Source organism: Ruminococcus bicirculans (ex Wegman et al. 2014), from assembly GCF_000723465.1.
Classification (GTDB): domain Bacteria; phylum Bacillota; class Clostridia; order Oscillospirales; family Ruminococcaceae; genus Hominimerdicola; species Hominimerdicola aceti.
On the sequence record NZ_HF545616.1, the window covers coordinates 1079419 to 1100428 of the forward strand.

General features: G+C 44.0%; 18 protein-coding genes. 4 read left to right on the forward strand and 14 right to left on the reverse strand.

The genetic code is table 11. The features are described 5' to 3' along the window. Positions 1–5: 5 nt before the first annotated feature. The 13 genes from gatA to RBI_RS04970 form a co-directional block, all read right to left on the reverse strand. Positions 6–1457, reverse strand: coding sequence for an Asp-tRNA(Asn)/Glu-tRNA(Gln) amidotransferase subunit GatA (gene gatA / locus RBI_RS04915; protein WP_038671469.1), 1452 nt, complete (start codon positions 1455–1457; stop codon positions 6–8). Between the two features lie 12 nt (positions 1458–1469). Then, on the reverse strand, positions 1470–1739 hold the full coding sequence (gene gatC / locus RBI_RS04920) for an Asp-tRNA(Asn)/Glu-tRNA(Gln) amidotransferase subunit GatC (protein WP_038671471.1): 270 nt from the start codon (positions 1737–1739) through the stop codon (positions 1470–1472). A 41-nt stretch (positions 1740–1780) separates the two neighbouring features. Further along, the gene (gene ligA / locus RBI_RS04925) at positions 1781–3757 is read right to left on the reverse strand and encodes an NAD-dependent DNA ligase LigA (protein ID WP_038671473.1); all 1977 of its coding nucleotides are present in this window, start codon (positions 3755–3757) and stop codon (positions 1781–1783) included. A 283-nt stretch (positions 3758–4040) separates the two neighbouring features. Continuing rightward, positions 4041–4670 carry a sporulation protein YunB gene (gene yunB / locus RBI_RS04930; RefSeq protein WP_038671475.1) on the reverse strand — a complete coding sequence of 210 codons (630 nt, stop codon included), beginning with the start codon at positions 4668–4670 and terminating at the stop codon, positions 4041–4043. 50 nt (positions 4671–4720) lie between these two features. Further along, positions 4721–7117 carry an endonuclease MutS2 gene (locus tag RBI_RS04935; protein WP_038671477.1) on the reverse strand — a complete coding sequence of 799 codons (2397 nt, stop codon included), beginning with the start codon at positions 7115–7117 and terminating at the stop codon, positions 4721–4723. Positions 7118–7161: 44 nt separating this feature from the next. After that, positions 7162–7914: a DNA repair protein RecO gene (gene recO / locus RBI_RS04940; protein ID WP_038671479.1), complete on the reverse strand. Its 753-nt coding sequence runs from the start codon at positions 7912–7914 to the stop codon at positions 7162–7164. Further along, positions 7877–7999 (reverse strand): hypothetical protein, encoded by a 123-nt coding sequence (locus tag RBI_RS15410; protein WP_022287805.1) that lies wholly within the window; start codon positions 7997–7999, stop codon positions 7877–7879. The genes recO and RBI_RS15410 overlap by 38 nt, the downstream gene beginning before the upstream one ends. A 69-nt stretch (positions 8000–8068) precedes the next feature. Continuing rightward, positions 8069–8983, reverse strand: coding sequence for a GTPase Era (gene era / locus RBI_RS04945; protein WP_038671481.1), 915 nt, complete (start codon positions 8981–8983; stop codon positions 8069–8071). Then, positions 8980–9483, reverse strand: coding sequence for a diacylglycerol kinase family protein (locus RBI_RS04950; protein ID WP_081855963.1), 504 nt, complete (start codon positions 9481–9483; stop codon positions 8980–8982). Before RBI_RS04950 ends, era begins: the two co-directional genes overlap by 4 nt. Further along, on the reverse strand, positions 9470–9979 hold the full coding sequence (gene ybeY / locus RBI_RS04955) for an rRNA maturation RNase YbeY (protein WP_038673115.1): 510 nt from the start codon (positions 9977–9979) through the stop codon (positions 9470–9472). The genes RBI_RS04950 and ybeY overlap by 14 nt, the downstream gene beginning before the upstream one ends. Before the next feature lie 7 nt (positions 9980–9986). Next, positions 9987–10946, reverse strand: coding sequence for a PhoH family protein (locus RBI_RS04960; protein WP_038671482.1), 960 nt, complete (start codon positions 10944–10946; stop codon positions 9987–9989). A 130-nt stretch (positions 10947–11076) separates the two neighbouring features. Continuing rightward, entirely contained in the window at positions 11077–12264 is a 1188-nt protein-coding gene (locus tag RBI_RS04965) for a sporulation protein YqfD (RefSeq protein ID WP_051706465.1), read from the reverse strand. Beyond that, positions 12264–12545, reverse strand: coding sequence for a YabP/YqfC family sporulation protein (locus RBI_RS04970; protein WP_022287811.1), 282 nt, complete (start codon positions 12543–12545; stop codon positions 12264–12266). The genes RBI_RS04965 and RBI_RS04970 overlap by 1 nt, the downstream gene beginning before the upstream one ends. A gap of 91 nt (positions 12546–12636) precedes the next feature. On the opposite strand from RBI_RS04970, the gene RBI_RS04975 reads away from it, so the two are divergent. Then, on the forward strand, positions 12637–13719 hold the full coding sequence (locus RBI_RS04975; RefSeq protein WP_051706468.1) for a hypothetical protein: 1083 nt from the start codon (positions 12637–12639) through the stop codon (positions 13717–13719). Positions 13720–13775: 56 nt separating this feature from the next. Next, on the forward strand, positions 13776–13988 hold the full coding sequence (locus RBI_RS04980; RefSeq protein WP_022287813.1) for a hypothetical protein: 213 nt from the start codon (positions 13776–13778) through the stop codon (positions 13986–13988). Between the two features lie 101 nt (positions 13989–14089). Here RBI_RS04980 and RBI_RS04985 read toward each other — a convergent pair whose 3' ends face one another. After that, positions 14090–16450, reverse strand: coding sequence for an ATP-dependent helicase (locus RBI_RS04985; protein ID WP_038671484.1), 2361 nt, complete (start codon positions 16448–16450; stop codon positions 14090–14092). A gap of 162 nt (positions 16451–16612) precedes the next feature. Between RBI_RS04985 and RBI_RS04990 the strand changes: the two genes are divergently transcribed. Then, a complete protein-coding gene (locus RBI_RS04990; RefSeq protein ID WP_038671486.1) occupies positions 16613–18763 on the forward strand; it encodes a sugar phosphate nucleotidyltransferase in 2151 nt (716 codons plus the stop codon). Positions 18764–19105: 342 nt separating this feature from the next. Further along, complete coding sequence (locus RBI_RS05000) at positions 19106–21010, forward strand: ribonuclease J (protein ID WP_081855966.1); 1905 nt, start codon at positions 19106–19108, stop codon at positions 21008–21010.

Genomic DNA, 21010 nt, shown 5'->3' on the forward strand with positions numbered 1-21010 from the left:
TTTCCTTAAAGCTCAGGCATTTTGAATCCGCCAACAAGCTGCTCATAAGCATAAGCTGTGTTAAGCAGACGCTGCTCTGTAAACTTTCCGCCGATAAGCTGCATACCAACAGGCAGACCCTTGTCGTCATATGCACAAGGAATGCTTATTGCAGGCAGACCTGCAATGTTCACTGTAACAGTGCAGACATCGTTTGCGTACATTTTAAGGGGATCGTCAGTGTTTTCACCGATCTTGAATGCTGTTGACGGAACTGTAGGAGTAGCGATAACGTCAACGTCAGCGAACTGAGATGCGAACTCCTGCATTATTCTCTTCTGAACGAGCTTTGCTTTCTTGTAGTAAGCGTCATAGAAACCTGATGAAAGCACGAATGTGCCGAGCATTATTCTTCTCTTTACTTCGTCGCCGAAGCCCTCTGAACGTGTTCTCTCGTACATATCAACAAGTCCGTCATATTCTTCAGCTCTGAAGCCGTATCTTACACCGTCAAATCTTGCAAGGTTTGAAGAAGCTTCTGCAGAAGAAATGATGTAGTATGATGAAAGTGCATAATCTGTAGACGGCAGAGAGATCTCCTTTACAGTTGCGCCCTGCTTTTCAAGCTCTTTCACAGCGTTCATTACAGACTGCTTAACGAATGGGTCGATACCCTCGCCGAAATACTCCTTTGGGATACCTATCCTCAGACCCTTTACGTCAGCTTTAAGGTCAGCCGCAAAATCAGGATACTCTCTATAGGAAGAAGTAGCGTCATACTTGTCATGACCAACGATAGCAGACTGTACCATAGCAACGTCCTTTACGCACATGCCGAGAGGTCCGATCTGATCCAGTGATGAAGCGAAAGCAACAAGACCGTATCTTGAAACGCTGCCGTATGTAGGCTTCAGACCTACAACGCCGCAGTATGAAGCAGGCTGTCTGATAGATCCGCCTGTATCAGAACCAAGAGTAACGATAGCCTCTCTTGCAGCAACAGCCGCAGCAGATCCGCCTGATGAACCGCCAGGTATCCTCTCTGTATCAAATGGGTTTTTAGTAGGCTTAAAATGTGAGTTCTCAGTTGATGAACCCATAGCGAACTCGTCCATGTTGAGCTTGCCTGTTACAACGATATCGTCAAGCTTGTTCATTACAGTTGCATTGAAAGGCGGAACATAATTGCCAAGCATTTTTGACGCACAAGTTGTTCTCAGACCCTTTGTTGAGATATTGTCCTTGATACCAACAGGTATACCAGCCAAAGGTGAAAGTTCCTCGCCCTTTGCAAGCTTTTCATCTATCTCAGCGGCTTTTTTCATAGCGTTTTCTTCGTCAAGTGTCAGATAAGCGTCTACCTTGCCCTCAACTGCTTTTATTCTGTCAAAAACAGACTTTGTAAGCTCTGCGGAGCTTATTTCCTTGTTCTTTATCATTTCTGACAAGTCGCAGGCATTTCTTTCAAAAAGTTCCAATTATAACACTCCTTACTCTACTGTTTTAGGCACGACAAGACAGCCTGCCTTTACCTGAGGAGCGTTCTGCATAAGCTCCTGTCTTGTGAATTTATCCTGAACAGCCACGTCTTTTCTGAGTATCATCGGGTTGTCAGGGTCAAGGGTCATTTCGTCCTGAATGTCGGGGAGCTTTTCAACCATTCCCACGATGTTCTGCATTTCTGACTCAAACTTATCAAGCTGATCGTCTTCGATGCGAAGTCTTGCCAGCTTGGCAATGTGTTTAATGTCAATATTCATTTTACATTCCTCCTGTTTTATTTATATAAAAAGATATTATCTTATTTTATCATATCCTTGAACTGTTCTTCGGTGATTATTTCGATACCGAGCTGCTGCGCTTTATCAAGCTTGCTTCCTGCTTCCTCACCTGCAAGAACATAGTCCGTTTTTTTGGACACTGAGCCGCTTGCCTTGCCGCCGTATTTTTCAATAAGTGCCTTTGCCTCACTTCTTTTAAGCGTCGGCAAAGTGCCTGTGAGAACAAAAGTCTTTCCTGCAAAGCGGTCGTCTATCTGTATTTTCTCATACTTTGTGTTTATCCCACATTCTTTGAGCCTTTGAATAAGCTCTATCATATGCTCTTCATGGAAAGCATTGTAAACGCTTTGCGCCATTACGCCGCCAAAGCCGTCTATCTCGGATATCTGCTCTGCGGAAGCGTTCATGATATTGTCAAGGTCGCCGAACTTGTCGCACAGAAGCTTCGCAGAAGCCTGTCCGATATTTCTTATGCCCAGACCAAACACCAATCTGTCCAAAGAATTGGACTTTGACTTTTCTATAGCACTAAGCAGATTGTTCACTGATTTTTCCTTGAAGTTGTCAAGCTGTAAAAGCTTGTTTTCGCTCAGAGTGTAAAGGTCAGCCACAGAGGTGATAAGCTTGTTGTCAAGAAGGGTGTGAACTATCTGCGGACCAAGACCGTCAATGTTCATTGCGCCCTTTGAAGCAAAGTGAACAATGCTTCTGAATATCTGCGCAGGACATTCAACGTTCGGACACCTTACCGCCGCTTCTTCCTCGGACTTCACAAGCTTTGTTCCGCATACAGGACAGCACTCAGGGAGCGTGAAAACTCCGTTGCCATGCTTTTCCACAGAGCCAAGTACCTCAGGGATTATATCTCCAGCCTTGCGCACCTTGATGATATCACCCACGGAAATGTTTTTCTCTCTTATAAAATCCTGATTGTGTAGGGTCGCCCTTGAAACGCTCGTGCCTGCAAGAAAAACAGGCTCAAACACGGCCACAGGTGTTATAGCACCAGTTCTGCCCACGTTAAGCTCTATATCGAGCAGCTTTGAGGTCTTTTCCTCAGGCGGAAACTTGTAAGCAACAGCCCACTTTGGCACTTTTGCAGTTGCACCAAGTATCTCACGCTGTCTGAAATCGTCAACCTTTATAACAACGCCGTCAATATCGAATGGCAGGTCAAAACGCTTTTCTCCGATAGCCTTTATGCAGCCTATGACCTCATCAGCGGTAGACACACGCTTGTAATCAGGGATAGTCTTAAATCCCAGTGTTTTCAGATAGTCAAGAGACTCCTTGTGGGAAGTAAGCTCCTTGCCCTCTATCTGCTGAACATTGAACACAAAGATATCAAGCTTTCTTTTTGCCGCTATCTTAGGGTCTTTCTGCCTGAGAGAACCTGCGGCGGCGTTTCTAGGATTTTTGAAAGGCTGCTCGTCATTATCCTCCTGCTCTTTAACAAGGTTCAGAAAAATATTTCTCGGCATATATGTTTCACCTCTGACTTCTATCAAAGGCAGTTCCTCATTTATTTTTATAGGAATGGACTTTACAGTTTTCAGATTAGAAGTAACGTCCTCGCCCACAAAGCCGTCACCACGGGTAGAACCTATGGCAAGCTCACCGTTATGATATTCAAGGGATACCGAAAGCCCGTCTATTTTAGGCTCAACAACGAATTGCGGTTTATCCACAGTCTGCTGAACTGTCTCAATAAAGCTTCTCACCTGTTCAAAGGAAAAAACGTCCTGCAAAGAACCCATTTGCACACGGTGTGTGACTTTCTCAAATATTGATATCGCCTTGCCGCCTACACGCTGAGTAGGGGAGTCGCTTCTGATAAACTGCGGAAACTGCTCCTCAAGACCCTTTAGTTCCTGCTGGAGCATATCGTATTCATAGTCTGTGATCTCGTTCCTGTCCTCAACATAGTAAAGCTGAGAGTGATAATTCAAAAGCTTCACAAGCTCGTCTATACGTTTTTTAGCGTCCTGTTCGTTCAAAATAACACAACTCCATTTCTGCCAACTTTTTACGGCATATCATACGCAGGGCAATACCACATAAGGATTGTACGCAAGATGCGTAGCCAGATTTTTCGTTAGCTTGTATAGAAACGACGCAGGAATACTTCCGTATTTCAAGGAGTTTCTGTGCGAGATAACGGAAAATCTGCAAGCAGATTGCGTGCAAAGCCGTTAGGCGTGCCTTATGCGGTATTGCCCTTTATATTATACCATAATTGCTGGTGAAATACAAGCCTTTTTTCTATAAACTGCGAAAAAATCAGCCTTTTCCCTTGTCTAAGTACATATCAGGTATCTCCCCTATGATAACAGTTTCGCTAACGGGATAGTCATAGCTCACCACGATATCCGTAGAGTGTGCAGGAAGAATGGCTGTCATTTCTATGGTCACAGTGAGATAAAGGCTGTATTTTGTCTGATTTATCCCTGCTTCCGTTAAATCGCTTTTAAGCTCTGTTTTTGCCGCACCTATCTGATGAAGCCGCAATGGTATGTCAAAACCTCTGCCTGTGAGGATATTTATTCCTGAAAGTGTGCCGATGGGTACGCTGAGTTTTGTACCCTCAAGCTGTGAAAGACTTTCGTTCACAGCCCTTGAAACACTGCTTTGAAGCCTGTTAACAGCGTTCGTATCGCTGTTTATGGAGGTTATCCTGCCGTCAGTTTCAGATATCTTTATATAACTGCTCTGGGGCAGTTTTTCAAGCTCTCTGTTTATGGCCGCATTTATCACGTCAAGTGCCGCCTGCTTGCTTTCAAACTCGCTTATTTCGCTGATGTGCCTTGAAAGCTGTGCAAAAAACACAGTCGTGAGCAGTGCAAGAACAACGATAAAAGTCAGCAGTATATATGAAAGTCTGTTCTTCAAAGAACGCTTGTGAACACTCAAAAAAATCACCGCCTTTGGCTTATTATATACCAAAATGCGGTGATATGTGATTATTTAAGTTCGACTATGGTTACGCCGTCCTCACCCTCTCCGTAAACGCCTTTTCTGAATGATTTTACAGACGGGTGGTGTTTAAGCGCGCGCCTTATGGCATCACGGAGAATACCGGTGCCTCTGCCGTGGATTATGGTGAGCATCGTCACTCCTGACATGATAGCGTCAGAAATAAACTGCTCCATTTCGTGAACGCCCTCGTCTGCGGCATAGCCCCTGATATCAAGCTCGGTGGATACCTTTCGTGTCATACGGCTCTCAATGCCGTTTTTAGATACTCCGCCTTTTTTAACAGGCTTCTTTGTCTGCTTTTGCGGCTGTTGTTTTTCAATAAGCTGAAGCTTCTTTACATCTATCTTGGTTTTCATTATGCCTGCCTGAATGAAGCACATTCCGCTGTTGTCAGGGGGCGTTATAATGATACCCTTTCTGTTTGTGTCAACGATAAGCACGTTGTCGCCCTTTTTCAGCGGCCTTGGCAACACATATCCCTCGTTCCTGCTTTCAGAAACAGGGTTAGCCTCGCTGTAAAGCTTGTTCATTGTGGACTTCTGCTTGTGCCTTGCGTCAATGGCTTTCTGAGTGAAGTTCGGATTTTCTTTCTCTTTTCTCAGTTTGTCAAGCTCGTCAATAAGCGCCTGCGACTCACGCTGAACACGATTTACGATCTGCTGAGCCTCACGTCTTGCCTTTTCAAGCTCGGCTTCTTTCTGATCGTAGAATTTCTCTTTCTGCTCTGTAAGCTCTTTTCTGAGAGCCTCGCTTTCCGCACGGTATTTCTCCGCAAGCCTGTTGTTTTCTTCAAGCTGCATTCTTGTGCGTTCAAGATTGTCTATGATAGTTTCAAACTTTCTGTTATCCTCAGAAATAAGCGACTCAGCGTACTTGATTATATCCTTGTCGATACCAAGACTTTCAGAGATAGCAAAAGCGTTGGACTTACCGGGTGAGCCTATGATAAGCCTGTATGTCGGGTGCAAAGTCTGCACGTCAAACTCGCATGAAGCGTTCTCAACGTCAGGGGTGTCGATAGCGTACATCTTAAGCTCCTGATAGTGAGTAGTTGTAACTAGCGTCGCACCGAATATCCTTATGCGTTCGATTATAGCTACCGCCAGCGCAGCACCCTCCACAGGGTCAGTGCCTGAACCAAGCTCGTCAAGAAGCACAAGGCTTTCGCTGTCCGCTTCGTCAAGTATGGTTTTTACTCTGCTTATGTGAGAAGAGAAGGTAGACAAATTGTTTTCTATAGACTGCTGGTCGCCGATATCAACGAGCACGTTTTTATATACAGATATCCTGCTTCCGTCTGACGCAGGGATAAGCAGACCGCACATTGTCATAAGCGTGAGCAGACCCACAGTTTTAAGCACAACTGTCTTACCGCCCGTGTTAGGACCTGTTATTATCAGGGAGTGATAGTCAGTGCCAATAGAAAAGTTTATAGGCACGACCTTTTTCGGGTCGATAAGAGGATGACGTGCCTTGTTCAGCACGATAACACCGTCATTGGATATCTCAGGGAGCATTGCTCTCATTTTTGCACCGAGGTTTGCCTTGGCAAAATAAAGGTTAAGCTCTGTTACCGCATTGTAGTTTGAAATGAGCTGGTCTTTCATTTCGGCACATTCCATGGAAAATTCAGCGATTATCCTGTGTATCTCGTCCTGCTCCTGACCCTGCAAAATGCGGATATCGTTGTTGGCTTCCACTACTGACATAGGCTCGATAAAAAGCGTTGAGCCTGTTGCGGAAGTGTCATGAACAAGACCGCTGACATTGCCCTTGAACTCAGTCTTTACCGGAAGAACGAAACGTCCGTCACGCATTGTGACAATGCTCTCCTGCAAATATTTCTGAGTGCTCGGGGATTTTATCATCTTGTCAAGTGTCTCTCTTATCTTAAGCCCTGAACGTGTTATCTTCTGTCTTATGCTTCTCAGCTCCGCACTTGCGTCGTCAGAAAGCTTCGTGTCATCTATGATAGCCGTTTCAAGTCGCTGTTGCAGATACTTGTTTGGATAGAGCATTTCAAAGAGATATGAAAGGGAAGTGTCCTTGTTCTCACACTGCTCATACCAGTGGTGAAGCTCATAGGTCTGCGCAAGCAAGCGTCTTATCTGGATAAGCTCTCCAAGAGAAAGCACACCGCCTGCCTCGGCTCTTTTGATGTAAGTTGATACGTCATTTATGTTGTAGAAATTCGGCGTGCCGTATCTCACGCTGAGTTCGAGGGCTTCGGCGGTCTTGCCTGTTTCTTTCTTGACCGTGTAAAGATCAGAACAAGGCTTTATCCCCAAAGCCATTTTTTTCGTTTTTTCGTTGGAGCATTCTTTTGAAAGCATTTCAAGAATTTTGTTCAGCTCCAGCGAATCGTAAAATCTTTCGTCCATTATATATACCTCAAAATATGACAATAGGCAAAGCTACGCAATGCCTACAAAAGTCTGTAAAAATCAAGCGACGGAAACTTGCCTTTCAGATTATATCTCACAAACCGCTCTGTAAAAGCCGTCAGTTTTTTCTGATATCTTTCGCTTATCTTGAAAGCAAAAAGCCGCTCATATTCTGTCAGTGCAATAAATCGGACTATGTATAGCATAGTCCTGTCTAATTCAATATCGTAAATGCTGTCAGGATTGTAACAGCATTTGTCACACTCCAAGACCCCTGTTGACAGATTGAAGTGCATAATGTCAGCTTCATACGCCATGCAAACCGAACAGCCAAGAAGCGCAGGTCTTAATCCTGCTTCACACAGCAGACGAAACTCAAATATAGATTTGAGAAGTTCGTTATCCCTGTCGCCCTTATCGAGAAAATAAAGTGTGTTCAGCGTCAGCCGCATTATCTCGTCACAGCCGCTTTCCTCTGTTCGTATATACATGAGAAGCTCAGAAAAGTAAGAGGCAAGAGCCGTTTTTTTAGGGTCGAGCCTGATATTGTAAAAAAGCTTCTCTGATTCACTGCTGTTGAGAAAAAACATTGATTGGTCTTTAGCGTTCTTTTTTTCCTCAACGCACAGCTTAGAGTATGCAAAAAGCTGCGTTGATGACGCATTTTTCGTGCTTTTCCTGCCTCCACGAACAAATATATCTATGACTCCACGCTCTGCTGTGAGGACAGTGACGGATTTGCTTGTTTCGCCCCTGTCATTTTCCCTCAGTATCAGTCCCATAAAGGTCAGCATTGTCAGTATCCTCTTTTCTGTGTGCGGCATATGTGAGATAATCCTCTATCCTGCCGCTTTCAAAGAACTTGTCCCATAAAGTCATGATATTCACCGCCTTACTGATATTATCAGCTTTTTTGGCGGTCATTATAAGCGGAAAAATATGTTGCCTTTATTCCAAACCAAAATTCTTTATCATGCCCTCACGGTTTCTCCAGCCCTCTTTTACCTTGACCCAGCACTGGAGATTTACTTTTATCTGGAAGAAATCTTCAAGGTCAGCTCTTGCTTCCTGACCTATCTTTCTAAGCATAGAGCCGCCTTTTCCGATAAGTATGCCCTTGTGTGACTCTCTCTCACAGTAAATAGTAGCGGTAACGTCAAGTATAGCTTCACCGTTTCTATTTTCACGCTCGTTAAGATGTTCGATAGTCACAGCTATGCCATGAGGAACTTCGTCATTAAGGTTATTGAGTGCCTTTTCTCTTATTATCTCAGCCATTATGACCTTTTCTGGCTGGTCTGTGAATTTATCATCAGGGAAGTAGTGCGGACCCTCCACAGCATTCTTTTCAAGATCTTCCATAATAATATCGAGACCGTCCTTTTCAAGAACGCTCACTGGTACGATATCTATAAAATCAAAAAGCTTTGAATACTCTGCTATCACTGCGATAAGATCCTCTTTGTTTTCAAGAAGATCTATCTTGTTCAGCACAAGTATCACCTTAGTCTTGCCTGTCTTGAAGCCCTTTACAAGCTCACGCTCGTTTTCGGATATTTTCTTTGTGCAGTCAGCCATAAGGATAATAAGGTCAACCCCTGCAACAGACTCGTTCACAGCGTTGAGCATATGCTCGGAAAGCTTGTTTTTAGCCTTGTGCATACCAGGTGTGTCTATGAAAACGAACTGCGTTTCTCCCTTTGTGAGAACACCTGTTATCTTTGTTCTTGTTGTCTGCGGCTTGTCGCTCACTGCGGCTATCTTTTCGCCCACAAGTGCGTTTAGCAATGAGGATTTGCCTGCGTTCGCACGTCCAACAATAGTGACGAACGCATTTTTTGAATTTGCATTTTTCTTGTTCATATATATTTTTCCTTATCTTTTTTATCTTTGTCAGCAGGCGTTTTGAACACCCATACGAGCCACAGTATCACACCTGCGGCTAAAGCTATCCCTAGCCATATGTTTCTTGCAAAATAAGAGGCTATAGCCATAAAAGCATAATAGTCCCAGAATATCCTTATTCCCACAGCCACAGAAGCTACCGCCGCAATGAGAACAGCCCCTGCCGCACAGTCTTTCGCCTTTTTAGCAAGGGGATTTTTATCTTTACACGCCATATCCACAGCGGCTTCAACAGCCGTGTTCACAAGCTCTAGTGAAATAACAAGCCCTATGCAGATATAAACTGCGGCAGTTTCGGCGGCGCTAAGCCCGTAAAATCGCATAAGCAGTATCACAAGCACTGCAGCGCCAATGTGAAAACGCATATTGCGCTCTGTTTTTATGCAGCTCACAACGCCCTCAAAGGCATAAACAAAGCCCTTGAAGAAACGTCCTATCCCTGTTTTACCTGTGTTCATGCTCGCCTAAGAAAGTGGCGTCACGGGATATGCCCAGATTGCCAAGTATAGCTTCTTCCTTTTCACGCATTATCCTCTCCTGAAGATTGCTTTCTTCATGGTCATAGCCAAGGAGATGAAGCATTGAATGTACTGTCAAAAAGCCTATCTCTCTTTCAAGAGAATGTCCATATATCTCAGCCTGACGGTAAGCAGTTTCAAGGCTTATGACTATATCTCCCAGCAGGTAAGCGCCTGTTTCGTGGTTCATGTCAAAATCACCGTTCTCGCCAAGAGGAAAGCTCAGCACATCTGTTGAGCGGTCTATGTTTCTATGCTCCCTGTTAAGCTCATGTATCTGCTCGTCATTCACAAAAGATACAGAAACTTCAAAATCATCATTGTGGCCCTCATATTCCAACACAGCATGGCAACAGCGTCTTACAAGAAGCCTTATGCCAACAGGTATCTTTACCTCTGTCTGGTTGTTGGTTATCATTACTTTTACCTTGCCCATTACTTTTTCACATTCCTTTTTTGTTATATTTTTCATAAGCAAGGATTATGTCCTGCACAAGCTTGTGACGGACAACGTCCTTGTCGGTAAATCTGTTTATCGATATATCGTCAATGCCTTTGAGTACGTTCATTGCCTGAATAAGTCCTGACTTTCTCTGGTCAGGCAGGTCTATCTGCGTTATATCGCCTGTTATGACTATCTTTGAGTTGAATCCAAGACGTGTAAGGAACATCTTCATCTGCTCGTGAGTGGTGTTCTGCGCTTCATCAAGGATAATGAAAGAATCGTCAAGAGTACGTCCTCTCATGTATGCCAGCGGAGCAACTTCGATACAGCCACGCTCCTGCTGTTTAGCGAAAGTGTCAGGACCGAGCATTTCAAAAAGTGCGTCATAAAGCGGTCTGAGATATGGGTCTACCTTACATTGCAGGTCGCCCGGAAGAAAGCCCAGCTTTTCTCCTGCTTCAACCGCAGGACGTGTGAGGATTATCTTCTCTACCTCGTGCGCCTTGAAAGCCTTTACCGCCATTGCCACCGCAAGATAAGTCTTGCCTGTTCCCGCAGGACCAATGCCCATGACGATAGTCTTTTTCCTTATTGCTTCAACATATCTTTTCTGACCGAGAGTTTTCGGCTTGACGAGCTTTCCGCTCACCGTTACGCACACGCCGTCATCAGACATATGCTTTATCTCATACTGCTTGCCCTCACGCACAAGTGTGAAAACATATCTTATAGTCTGCTCAGTGATAGCCTCGCCCTTGTTGATAAGAGCAATAAGGCTATTTATAGCTTCCGAGGCGTTAAATACGTTCTCCTCATCGCCTGTTATCTTGATATCGTCACCTCTGCCGAGAATCACAACATTATACTCTTTTTGGATAAGATTAACATTCTCGTCATAATTGCCGAAAAGGCTGAGTACAGTTTCCATTCTGTCCACGCTGATAAGTTTTTCCGCCATTAGCACAACTTCCTCTTTTTTTGTTCTGATATACCTATTATACAAAGCTATTATATCACATTTTTCCTCTGATTGCAACAATCTCAGTAAGATTTAACACTTTTTTTATGCACCTTTTCACACTTTTTGATTATTTTTTAATAAAAAATTCCACCTCTCTGCAAAGCTCGCCATATAGGGTGTATGTTACAGTAGCGGTTACTCCGTTTTCCGTCACATTATCCTCCACTTGTCGGTCTTTAATCTCATAGTCTGAGAGAAAATTTTCCTCATATAAATACGCCTTTTCATGAACGGCGTCAAGTGCCTGCTGTTCTGTCAGGGTGTCTTGTGAAAATTTATATTCTTCAAGTTCGCAGGTGGTTATGCCAAAAGGCATTTCAAGCCCGAAAAGCGACAGAGGAGAATATCTCTGCTCATTTTTCCAGTAACCCTCAGGCTTTGAGAAAAAAAGAGGGATATCAGCGTCAAACACAGTGAAAAAACGCTTTGTATCTCTCTTGCCTGTCGTCTTTTCTGCTTTGTCCTCAAAGGGCTGTGTGAATGTGACAGTGCGCTCAAAAGTGCCTAGTATCTTACCCTTTGAGCGTGCATAGCTTGTCTTTGTTTCAACATTTTCCTTGCCGTCTATCCAGCTTGATTTTGATGTGATGATCTCACCGCCTACAACGATATCGCCCTTTGTCACACCGCTTCCCACAGGTATCTTTAGCTGTCCATCATAAACCTCGACTTTTTCGATAACTCCGTTTTCGCAGGCAACAAGATTTGATGGATAGCGGTTTGACTCACGCTTTGTGTCACCCTCAGTTTCAATAACGTCGATTATCAGCGTGTCACCCTTGCGTGTTATGCCTGCCCATGATATGCCCTCCACTTTTTGTTTTAACGCACGTTCTGTGACTATGAGATCAATGCTTGGGATATAAGTGCCGGTTTCAACGCCCTCCTCTTTAAGTACCGACATAACGCCTTTTCTGATATTTTCATCATCACTGAGTATGTCAAACCTCACCACCACGTTTGATAGATAGAAGCACGAAAGCATGACAGCCGCAGTGCCTATGACAAGTCCTCCTCTTCCCAAAAAACGTTTTGCAAGAACAAAGCTTCCGTGACGTTTTGTGGCGGTGTATTCAAGCCCAAGTTCATCGCATAGTCTTTCAAGCGCCTTACAGTGTTCCGCAGGTATACGCAAAGTGAGCTTTTCGTTCTTTTCACACATTTTGCTTACGGGAAGCTTATCCGACATTATCCTGCGGAAAAACTTGGTGAAGCTGTCCCCTGTGATAACATAATCTATATAACCGAAAATCATTATCCTCTCTCCCTGATACTTCTTGACACAAGCTTGACCGACTCTATTTTTCCTCTTATCTCCACGCTGTCGGAGCAGAAATTTGACATTGTTAGTCCGCTGCCCCATATCTCTATCTCAAAAGAGCCTGTCAGCACCTTTGCCATTATCTCGCTGCACTCAACTATCTGCTTGCAGTTTTCGATAACGGCGGCTCTGTCGTCAGTTATGCTTATGTATGAGCTTAGTGCGGTCAATTCTTTTGTCATGCCGAAAAAGCTTAAAAATGGTATCTTCTTCATTTTTGCGTCCTCCGTTCATTGTCTTATGCTTAATTATATTATTAGACAGACTGACATATACTTAAAAAGTAAAAGTAGGGAGGTAATAAAAATGTTGAAAAGACTTGCAAAGGAGCTTTGCATATACATACTTGCGGGGGTGGTCATATGGTTCTGCATTATCACCATATCAGGGGGCGAGAGCGTAAAGCTTGGTATCTCCGAAGCCGTTGACCGCTGTATGAATATCATAATCCCGTCGCTGTTTGTTTTTATGGCGCTGTCGCAGATACTTGTTTCAAGTGGGCTTTACTACTGCGTTTCAATGCCTTTTTATCCTATATCGAGATTTATAATGGGCATACCGCCTCAGCTTTTCTTTGTATTTCTTCTTGGCAATACCGCAGGCTATCCTGTGGGAGTGAAGCTTCTTTCGGATCTGTGTCAGAGAAAGATAATATCCCAGCGTACTGCAAAGATAATGTCCTGCTTTTGCTGCTGTGGAGGGCCTGCTTTTTATTCTGGTACAGTGGGTCTTGCGGTGTTTGGTTGTACAGGAGCAGGCATTGCGGTGTTCGTATCCATACTAGCGGCAAATTTTCTCACTGCACTTGTTCTCGGCAGAGCTATAAATGAGGATAAGAAAACATCAAAGCCGACTTTCAGACTTGACGGCAGAATGTTCACCGACAGCGTTATCTCGGCAGGAAAGTCGCTTTTTGTTATCTGCGTTATGATAGTCTTTTTCGGAGCGTTTATGTCCTCTCTTGAATACTGCGGAGCGTTCAGTTTTCTGAAAAATTCGTTTTCACTGTCAGAAAACGAACTTGTGCTTGTTAAAAGCTGTCTTGAAATAACCTCTCTCACTGAGCTTTCGGGAAGTCCATTTTACCTTCTGCCATTTATAGCCGCTGTCTGCTCCTTCGGTGGTCTGTGTGTGATTATACAAATAGCTGCACTTGGCGTGGATTTCTCCCTTGTGCCGTTTTTTATCTCACGTTTGACATCAGCCTTTTTGTCTGCTGTCATATGCCGTTTTATCTATCCTTTCTTTGTTCCTGATTCAGTTTTGACTTCTGTTATAAATAATGTTAAATTCGTCAAAGTGAACAATTTTGTTCCCTCGTTTTGCTTGATTATGATGATTTTATTACTAACTTTGAAGAAAAGACTAGCATTTTCTAAAACAGTATGATATAATTAATAACAAATGAAAAAAGATTAACTTATCTTAAAGGAGTTGTATAAATCATGGCAAAGAAGAGCTATTTTGGTAACAGAATTTCACCGTCATGTTCTTACTGCCTTTTCGGCAACAGATCAAGAGAAGGAAATAAGGTCCTTTGTGAGAAGCAGGGTCTGGTAGACGCTGATTATAGCTGTAAGAAGTGGGTCTATGATCCTATCAAGCGTGTTCCAAAGAAACAGCTTAATATTCCAAATCAGGAAGACGATGTTATCTGATACATAAAATATGCCGTACATTTTTTGGTGTACGGCTTTTATATTGCAAAAGATCCGCAGAGCGTTTTGTTTCGCCCTGCGGATCTTTCTATTTTATATCTTTATATCTTTTTTATCTTCGTGTAATTTGCCATTATCTTCTTTGTGCCACGATTATCGAATGCTATCTCAACAAGAGTATCGTTAGCCATAGGTTTTGAGCTTAAAACAGTGCCTTCACCGAATATCTTGTGCAAAACTCTGTCGCCTGGTGCGAAAGTTTCAGTATTAACAGAAAAATTGCTCTTATCAGCCTTTCGCTGAGCCAATTGCTGTTGCAAACTCATGCTGTGAGGCTTTTCATAGCCGTTGAGATAAGGTGAAGCCTTAGTTTCCTCGGCTTGCTTTTCTATGCAATCGGCAGGAAGCTCTTTTATAAAGCGTGATATCCTGTTCCTGTCAGTGCGACCATAAAGCATACGTTCCTCTGCGTGGGTAAGATAAAGCTTTTCCTTTGCTCGTGTCACCGCAACATATGCAAGTCTGCGCTCCTCTTCCGTGTCAGCCTCCGATTCAAGACTTCTTGATGACGGGAAGATGTTGTCCTCCATGCCTACCACGAAAACTATGGGGAACTCAAGGCCCTTTGCAGAGTGCATTGTCATAAGCACAACATAGTCAGCGTCAGAGTCGAGATTGTCAACGTCAGTGTAAAGTGATATTTCCTCCAAAAATCCCGACAGCGACGGCTCGTCAGCATTTTCTTCGTAGCTTGACATGGTGGATTTAAGCTCGTTGATGTTTTCAAGACGTGTAAGACCCTCGTCGCCCTGCATTTCAAGATGACGCTTGTAGCCTGTCATATCAAGAAGCTTGTCCAAAAGCTCCGCAAGTGGCAGAGTGTCAGAAAGCTCAGTAAGCTCTGAGAGCATATCGCCCACAGGCATAAGCTGTTTTGAACGCTTCACAAGGGGTGCAAGCATATCGGCTTCCTGCATGATGTGGATAGGTGAATCCCCAAGGTCTGAGGTTATCTGCTCAAGAGCGTTTACAGTGGCTTCGCCGATACCACGTTTCGGCTCGTTGATTATTCTTCTCAGACGGAGAAAGTCAAAATGGTTGTTTATTACAGAAAGATAAGCGAGGATATCCTTTATTTCCTTTCTGTCATAGAATTTCAGACCGCCTATTATTTTATATGGTATTCCACTTTGTATGAACGTCTGCTCCAAAGCGTTCAATTGTGCGTTCATTCGGTAGAGTATAGCATGGTCATTGTATTTTCTGCCCTTGTTTATGTCCTCTAAAATAGTGTCAGCCACGAATTTTGCTTCACTGCGCTCGCTTGAAGCCTTGTATACTGTTACCTTTTCACCGTCACCCGAAGCTGTCCACAGATTTTTGCCCTTTCTTCCCTGATTGTTGCTTATAAGTTGATTTGCGCAGTTAAGAATGTTCTGGGTCGAGCGATAATTCTGTTCAAGCTTTATAACATCAGTGTCAGCATTGCAGTCGAACTGCTCCTCGAAGTTGAGGATGTTCTCGATAGTCGCACCACGGAACTTGTAGATACTCTGGTCGTCATCACCTACAACGCACAGATTGTGGAATTTCTGTGACAGCAGCGAAACAAGTCTGAACTGAGCCTTGTTGGTGTCCTGATACTCGTCTACCATTATATATTTATACAAGTTCTGATAGTGGTCGAGGACGTCAGGAAACTGCTCAAAAAGCTTGACTGTGTGGCAGATCATGTCGTCGAAGTCCATAGCGTTTGCGGCTTTGAGCTTCTTCTGATAGTGCTTGTATACCTTGCCTATGGTCAGATTACGATAATCTCCTGCGGCTGAGGCGATGTATTCATCAGGCTCTTGGAGCAGGTCTTTAGCGTGGGATATCTCGCTGAGTATCGTTCTCGGTGGAAACATCTTCTCGGATATGCCAAGCTCTCTCAATATGCTTTTTACAGTTCTCTGAGAATCGTCAGAATCATAAATGGTGAAACTGCTTGAAAATCCAAGCTTGTCACATTCTCGCCTGAGTATCCTTGCGCAGGCGGAGTGGAAAGTCGCCGCCGTTATGCCTTGACCTGCCTCTCCCAACATTCCTGCAAGACGTTCTTTAAGCTCGCCTGCCGCCTTGTTTGTGAACGTGATAGCAAGTATGCTCCACGGCTTTATGCAGTCATATGCCACAATGTCTGCGAGGGTAGAAGCGTCATTTGTCTTGCCGTCAATGTAGTCTTTGAGAAACTGTATGTCCTGTTCAGAGGGCGTGCCGTAGGTCTGCTCTGTGTTGTATGCGTTGCCGAAGTATATCATGTTTGCGATGCGGTTTACCAAAACAGTGGTCTTGCCGCTTCCTGCTCCTGCCAGTATAAGGAGAGGTCCTTTTATTTTGAATACAGCCTTGCGCTGTTGGTCGTTCATTCGTGAAAAATATTTTTCAAGTGCTTTTCTTTTAAGAGCCGTAAACTGCTCCATTATATACACCTCCGTAGAATTTCTTTTATGCCGTATCCTACATTATAGCATATTTTTTCTATCTTGAAAAGGGCGGCGGCAAATTTTTTTCACATGAATAACAGTGGGTATGTTTTCCAATAATACATTAAATCAAATATTATGAACGGAGGAACATATTATATGAAAGCTGTTGTTTTATGCGGAGGACGTGGAGAAAGATTGATGCCCATGACAGACAGGCGACCTGCGGCTCTTCTGAGATTATGCGGAAAAGAAATTCTGCTTTTTACTCTTGAAATGCTGGAGAAAGCAGGCTTTGAAGAAGCTGTCCTTGCGGTGGGCTATGGCTCTGAACAGGTAGAAAGGCTTCTTGATGAAAAATACTCAGGTAAGATAAAGCTCCATATGATAAACACCGCAGGCAAAAGCACTGTGCAGGCTGTTAGAACAGCAATGTGCGATGAAACAGAAATTCTTGCTGTGGAATGTAACTGTATATGCACTCACCCTCTTGATGAGATTATAAAAGTTCATTTGAGCCACGATACCTTTTGTACGGCTCTGACTTATGATACTGAAAACAAACCTTCTGGCATATATATAGTGAAAAGAGAGCTTATTGAAAGCCTTAATCCTGAAAAGCCTATGGATATGACGGAGGATATTATCCCCGAGGCTGTGAAAAGTGGCGAAGCTGTCCTGCTTGACGGAAAAGGCTATTATAAAAGGATAACAACGCCTAATGCTTTTCTCGATTGTCAAAGGCATATGCTTTACAACGAAAATATGTCACAAAGGCTGACGGAAAATAATTTCAGCGGTGCGGCAATAGGTGAGCCTGTTTATATAGGAGAGAACGTTTCTGTCATGTCAGGGTCGGTCATAGAAAGCGGAAGCGTCATAGACAATAACGCTGTTGTAAAGGGCGGCAAGGTGAACGGATATGTTGGCATAGGCTCGGTGGTATCTGAACGCTGTGATATAAACAGTGCAGTGGTATGCCGTGGGGCTGTCCTTGACAACGGTGTGAAGTGCGGTGAATATTCTGTCATAGGTGAAAAGGCTCATATCGCAAGTGAAGCCGTCATTGAAAAAGGAGTGGGCATATGGTCTGGAAAAACTGTTGAAAAGGGTGCAAGGTTTTATGAAAACGTGAAAAGATCATCTGACAGCCGACTTGTCATAGACGAAAACGGCGAGTGCAGTTTGTGGGGCGGTGAAGCCACAGCGCAAAAGGCTATGCTTTTTGGAATTTGTGCCGCAAGCGCCGCAAAAAAAGGCGGAAGTATAGTGACAGCTTATGGCTCTGACGAAAGCCTTTTGCTCAAAAAAGCCCTTGACTGCGGCATATGTCAGGCTGGAGTGAACGTGTACAGTATAGGCAGAGCAGGCATTTCGGAGCTTTCTTATGCTGTGAACAGATTTGGCGGAGAGTTCGGCATACTCATTGGCGCAAACATTTCAGGTCATGCAAGGCTTATTTCGGCTGGTGGAATGTTGCCTGATGAGAAGCTTCTTGACCGCATTGGAAGCATAGCTGACGACAGAGCTTATCGCAGTGTGGGGCTTTCTCAGACGGGTTGTGTGACAGATTTTTCGGCGGTGAGGGAGATATACGTTGCAGAGCTTGAAAAAATACTGCCTGACCGATTTAAAGGCGTAAATGTGGATATCCGCACATATGATGTTAAAAAGGCGATCCTTGCAGACAGACTCTTTCACGTCAGGAACGATATAGACGGCGAGCGTATAATATTCAATCTTTCCGCAGACGGCACAAAAGTATCAGCTTACAGTGAGAAAACAAGCTATGTCATGTGGGAAAAGCTGGTGGCAATGTATGCAGGGGTGTGCTTTGAAAAGGGGCTTGCGGTGGCATTGCCTGAGAATTTCCCCTCTATTGCCGATGCCGCTGCTGAAGACCACTGTGGCAGGCTTTACCGATACGAAAACAATGCTGACATAGCAAAGGACGTTGCAGTTTCGACCCATAATATGTTTGCCTATGACGGACTTTACCTTGCGTCAGCGGTGACGTCTTATCTGTCAGAGCAGGGGATAACGCTGCAAAAAGCTCTCTGTGATGTGCCTGACGCATACACTTCAAGCCGATTTGTGGGCATAACAATGAGCCGTGAAAACAAGGAAAAGATATTTTCAGAACTTGGCTGTTCGGCAGAGGGTGAGATAACAATGGGCAAGACCCACGCAGTTATCAGACCGCTGAGGGATAAAAAAGGTATAACAGTGTTTGCAGAAAGTGTGAGCTGCGAGCAGGCGGCTGCCTTTTGCGAGGATATAACAAGCAGGATAAAGGGCATATTCAGATAAATGTAATAAATTGCTATTGACATTGAGACGAAAATAGAGTACAATATAATCAGATATTTTTGTTCGGACAAAGGCGGCTCATGCCGCTGTATTTAAACTGCGTTCATCACACCATTTTGTCTTTCTTTGAGGCTTTAAGCGTTTTTGACAGCACATGATAATAAAGCCCAAACGCAGCGGTATATTGAATCTAAACGGAAAAATCGAATATTATTTGAGCATGATAAAATGCAGCAGGAAGGAGATAATTGCTCCTGCCGTATGTTTGTGCTGCTTTTTTGCGGCATTTTGTGCCTTTGAAGGCTTAAAAGCGGAGTACAGCAGGGCAAAGTACATTATTTTATGAACGAAAAGAACAACACAGTAAAAAATCCTACACAAAAACGTTTTTTTAGAAAAAAACAGAATAAGAGCGAGATACCTCTGGCTCAGGCTTCAAAAGAGCTTGACCGTGTAAAAAGTCAGAGAGCTTCGGGCAGTGTGAAAAAAACGCTTCAGCCGAGAAATGAAACTCCACAGAGAAAACCGCAGAATACTCAGCAAAGACGTCCAAGACCTGCGGCGAACAGAGTGAAAGAGCCTGTAAGAAGAACGCCTGTGAAGATAATCCCTCTTGGCGGTCTTAACGAGATAGGCAAGAATTTCACTGTTATCGAGTGTTCAAACGATATGTTCGTTATCGACTGCGGATTGGCTTTTCCTGACAGTGAAATGCCTGGCGTTGATATCGTTATCCCTGATTTCTCATACGTCGAGAAAAATCAGGAAAAGCTCAGGGGCGTTGTGCTTACACATGGTCATGAGGATCATATAGGCGGTCTGCCGTATTTTCTGAAAAAATTCAACGTGCCTGTTTACGGCACAAGGCTTACCCTTGGTCTTGTTGAGGGCAAGCTGAAAGAGCATGGGCTTTTAGGAACTGTAAAACTCAACGTTGTAACGCCAAGACAGACAGTTAAGCTTGGCTGTATGGCGGTGGAGTTTATAAGAGTAAATCACTCTATCCCTGATGCCGTGGGAATGGCTATCCATACCCCTGCTGGTGTGCTTATCCATACTGGTGACTTCAAGGTAGACTATACACCTATCGAGGGCGGTATAATCGACCTGCCTAGATTTGCAGAGCTTGGAAACAAGGGCGTTTTGGCTCTTATGGCTGACTCTACAAACGCTGAAAGACCCGGCTATACCATGAGCGAGCGCAAGGTTGGCGAAAGCTTTGTGAAGCTTTTCAACAAGGCTGAGGGCAAGAGGATAATCATTGCCACTTTCGCTTCAAACGTTCACAGAGTTCAGCAGATAATAAATAACGCTGTCACACACGGCAGAAAAGTGGCTGTGTCAGGCAGAAGTATGGTGAATGTTATCTCAAAGGGCATCGAGCTTGGCTATCTTAAAGTGCCTGACGGTGTGCTTGTGGATATCGACACTATATCGAGATATGCACCTGAAAAAATGGTCATCGTCACAACGGGAAGTCAGGGCGAGCCTATGTCGGCGCTTACAAGAATGTCGGCAAACGAGCATAGGAACGTTACTATCACTCCTATGGACTTTATCATAATCTCGGCTAATCCTATCCCCGGCAATGAAAAGTATGTCACAAAGGTAGTAAACGACCTTATGAGATTGGGTGCAGAGGTAATATATGAGTCTATGTATGAGGTGCACGTTTCAGGACACGCTTGTCAGGAAGAGCAGAAATTGTTGCTTTCTATCACAAAGCCAAAATTCTTTATCCCTGTACACGGTGAGTATAAACATCTTATGAAGCACAGAGATACGGCGCTTTCTGTGGGAATCCCTGAGAGCAATATAATCATTGCTGATATAGGCAACGTTATCGAAACAGACGGCGTTGACATGAAGATAACAGGACAAGTGCCTGCTGGAAAGGTACTTGTGGACGGTCTTGGAGTTGGTGACGTTGGCGCAATAGTTCTCCGTGACAGAAAACATCTTGCTCAGGACGGACTTATCATTGCCGTGGCAACTATCGACAGGGCTTCGGGAGATATCCTTGCAGGGCCTGATGTGGTTTCAAGAGGCTTTGTGTATGTAAGAGAGAGCGAGGAGCTTATGACTGAAGCTCAGAAGCTTCTTACCGAAACACTTCAGGATTGTCTTGATAGGAATATGAAGGATTGGAATACCATAAAGGGCAGAATGAAGGACAATCTTTCGGACTTTATCTTCACAAAGACAAAGAGAAGTCCTATGATTTTGCCGATAATAATGGAATTATGA

Excerpts from the sequence above, each read along its gene's own strand:
- RBI_RS04985 (WP_038671484.1), bottom strand. The coding sequence starts at position 16,450 with ATGGAGCAGTTTACGGCTCTTAAAAGAAAAGCACTTGAAAAATATTTT.
- RBI_RS04935 (WP_038671477.1), bottom strand. The coding sequence starts at position 7,117 with ATGGACGAAAGATTTTACGATTCGCTGGAGCTGAACAAAATTCTTGAA.
- RBI_RS04960 (WP_038671482.1), bottom strand. The coding sequence starts at position 10,946 with ATGGCGGAAAAACTTATCAGCGTGGACAGAATGGAAACTGTACTCAGC.
- RBI_RS15410 (WP_022287805.1), bottom strand. The coding sequence starts at position 7,999 with ATGACTTTATGGGACAAGTTCTTTGAAAGCGGCAGGATAGAGGATTAT.
- gatC (WP_038671471.1), bottom strand. The coding sequence starts at position 1,739 with ATGAATATTGACATTAAACACATTGCCAAGCTGGCAAGACTTCGCATC.
- RBI_RS04990 (WP_038671486.1), top strand. The coding sequence starts at position 16,613 with ATGAAAGCTGTTGTTTTATGCGGAGGACGTGGAGAAAGATTGATGCCC.
- RBI_RS05000 (WP_081855966.1), top strand. The coding sequence starts at position 19,106 with ATGAACGAAAAGAACAACACAGTAAAAAATCCTACACAAAAACGTTTT.
- RBI_RS04980 (WP_022287813.1), top strand. The coding sequence starts at position 13,776 with ATGGCAAAGAAGAGCTATTTTGGTAACAGAATTTCACCGTCATGTTCT.
- recO (WP_038671479.1), bottom strand. The coding sequence starts at position 7,914 with ATGCTGACCTTTATGGGACTGATACTGAGGGAAAATGACAGGGGCGAA.
- RBI_RS04975 (WP_051706468.1), top strand. The coding sequence starts at position 12,637 with ATGTTGAAAAGACTTGCAAAGGAGCTTTGCATATACATACTTGCGGGG.
- ybeY (WP_038673115.1), bottom strand. The coding sequence starts at position 9,979 with ATGGGCAAGGTAAAAGTAATGATAACCAACAACCAGACAGAGGTAAAG.
- era (WP_038671481.1), bottom strand. The coding sequence starts at position 8,983 with ATGAACAAGAAAAATGCAAATTCAAAAAATGCGTTCGTCACTATTGTT.
- RBI_RS04970 (WP_022287811.1), bottom strand. The coding sequence starts at position 12,545 with ATGAAGAAGATACCATTTTTAAGCTTTTTCGGCATGACAAAAGAATTG.
- RBI_RS04950 (WP_081855963.1), bottom strand. The coding sequence starts at position 9,483 with ATGAACACAGGTAAAACAGGGATAGGACGTTTCTTCAAGGGCTTTGTT.
- RBI_RS04965 (WP_051706465.1), bottom strand. The coding sequence starts at position 12,264 with ATGATTTTCGGTTATATAGATTATGTTATCACAGGGGACAGCTTCACC.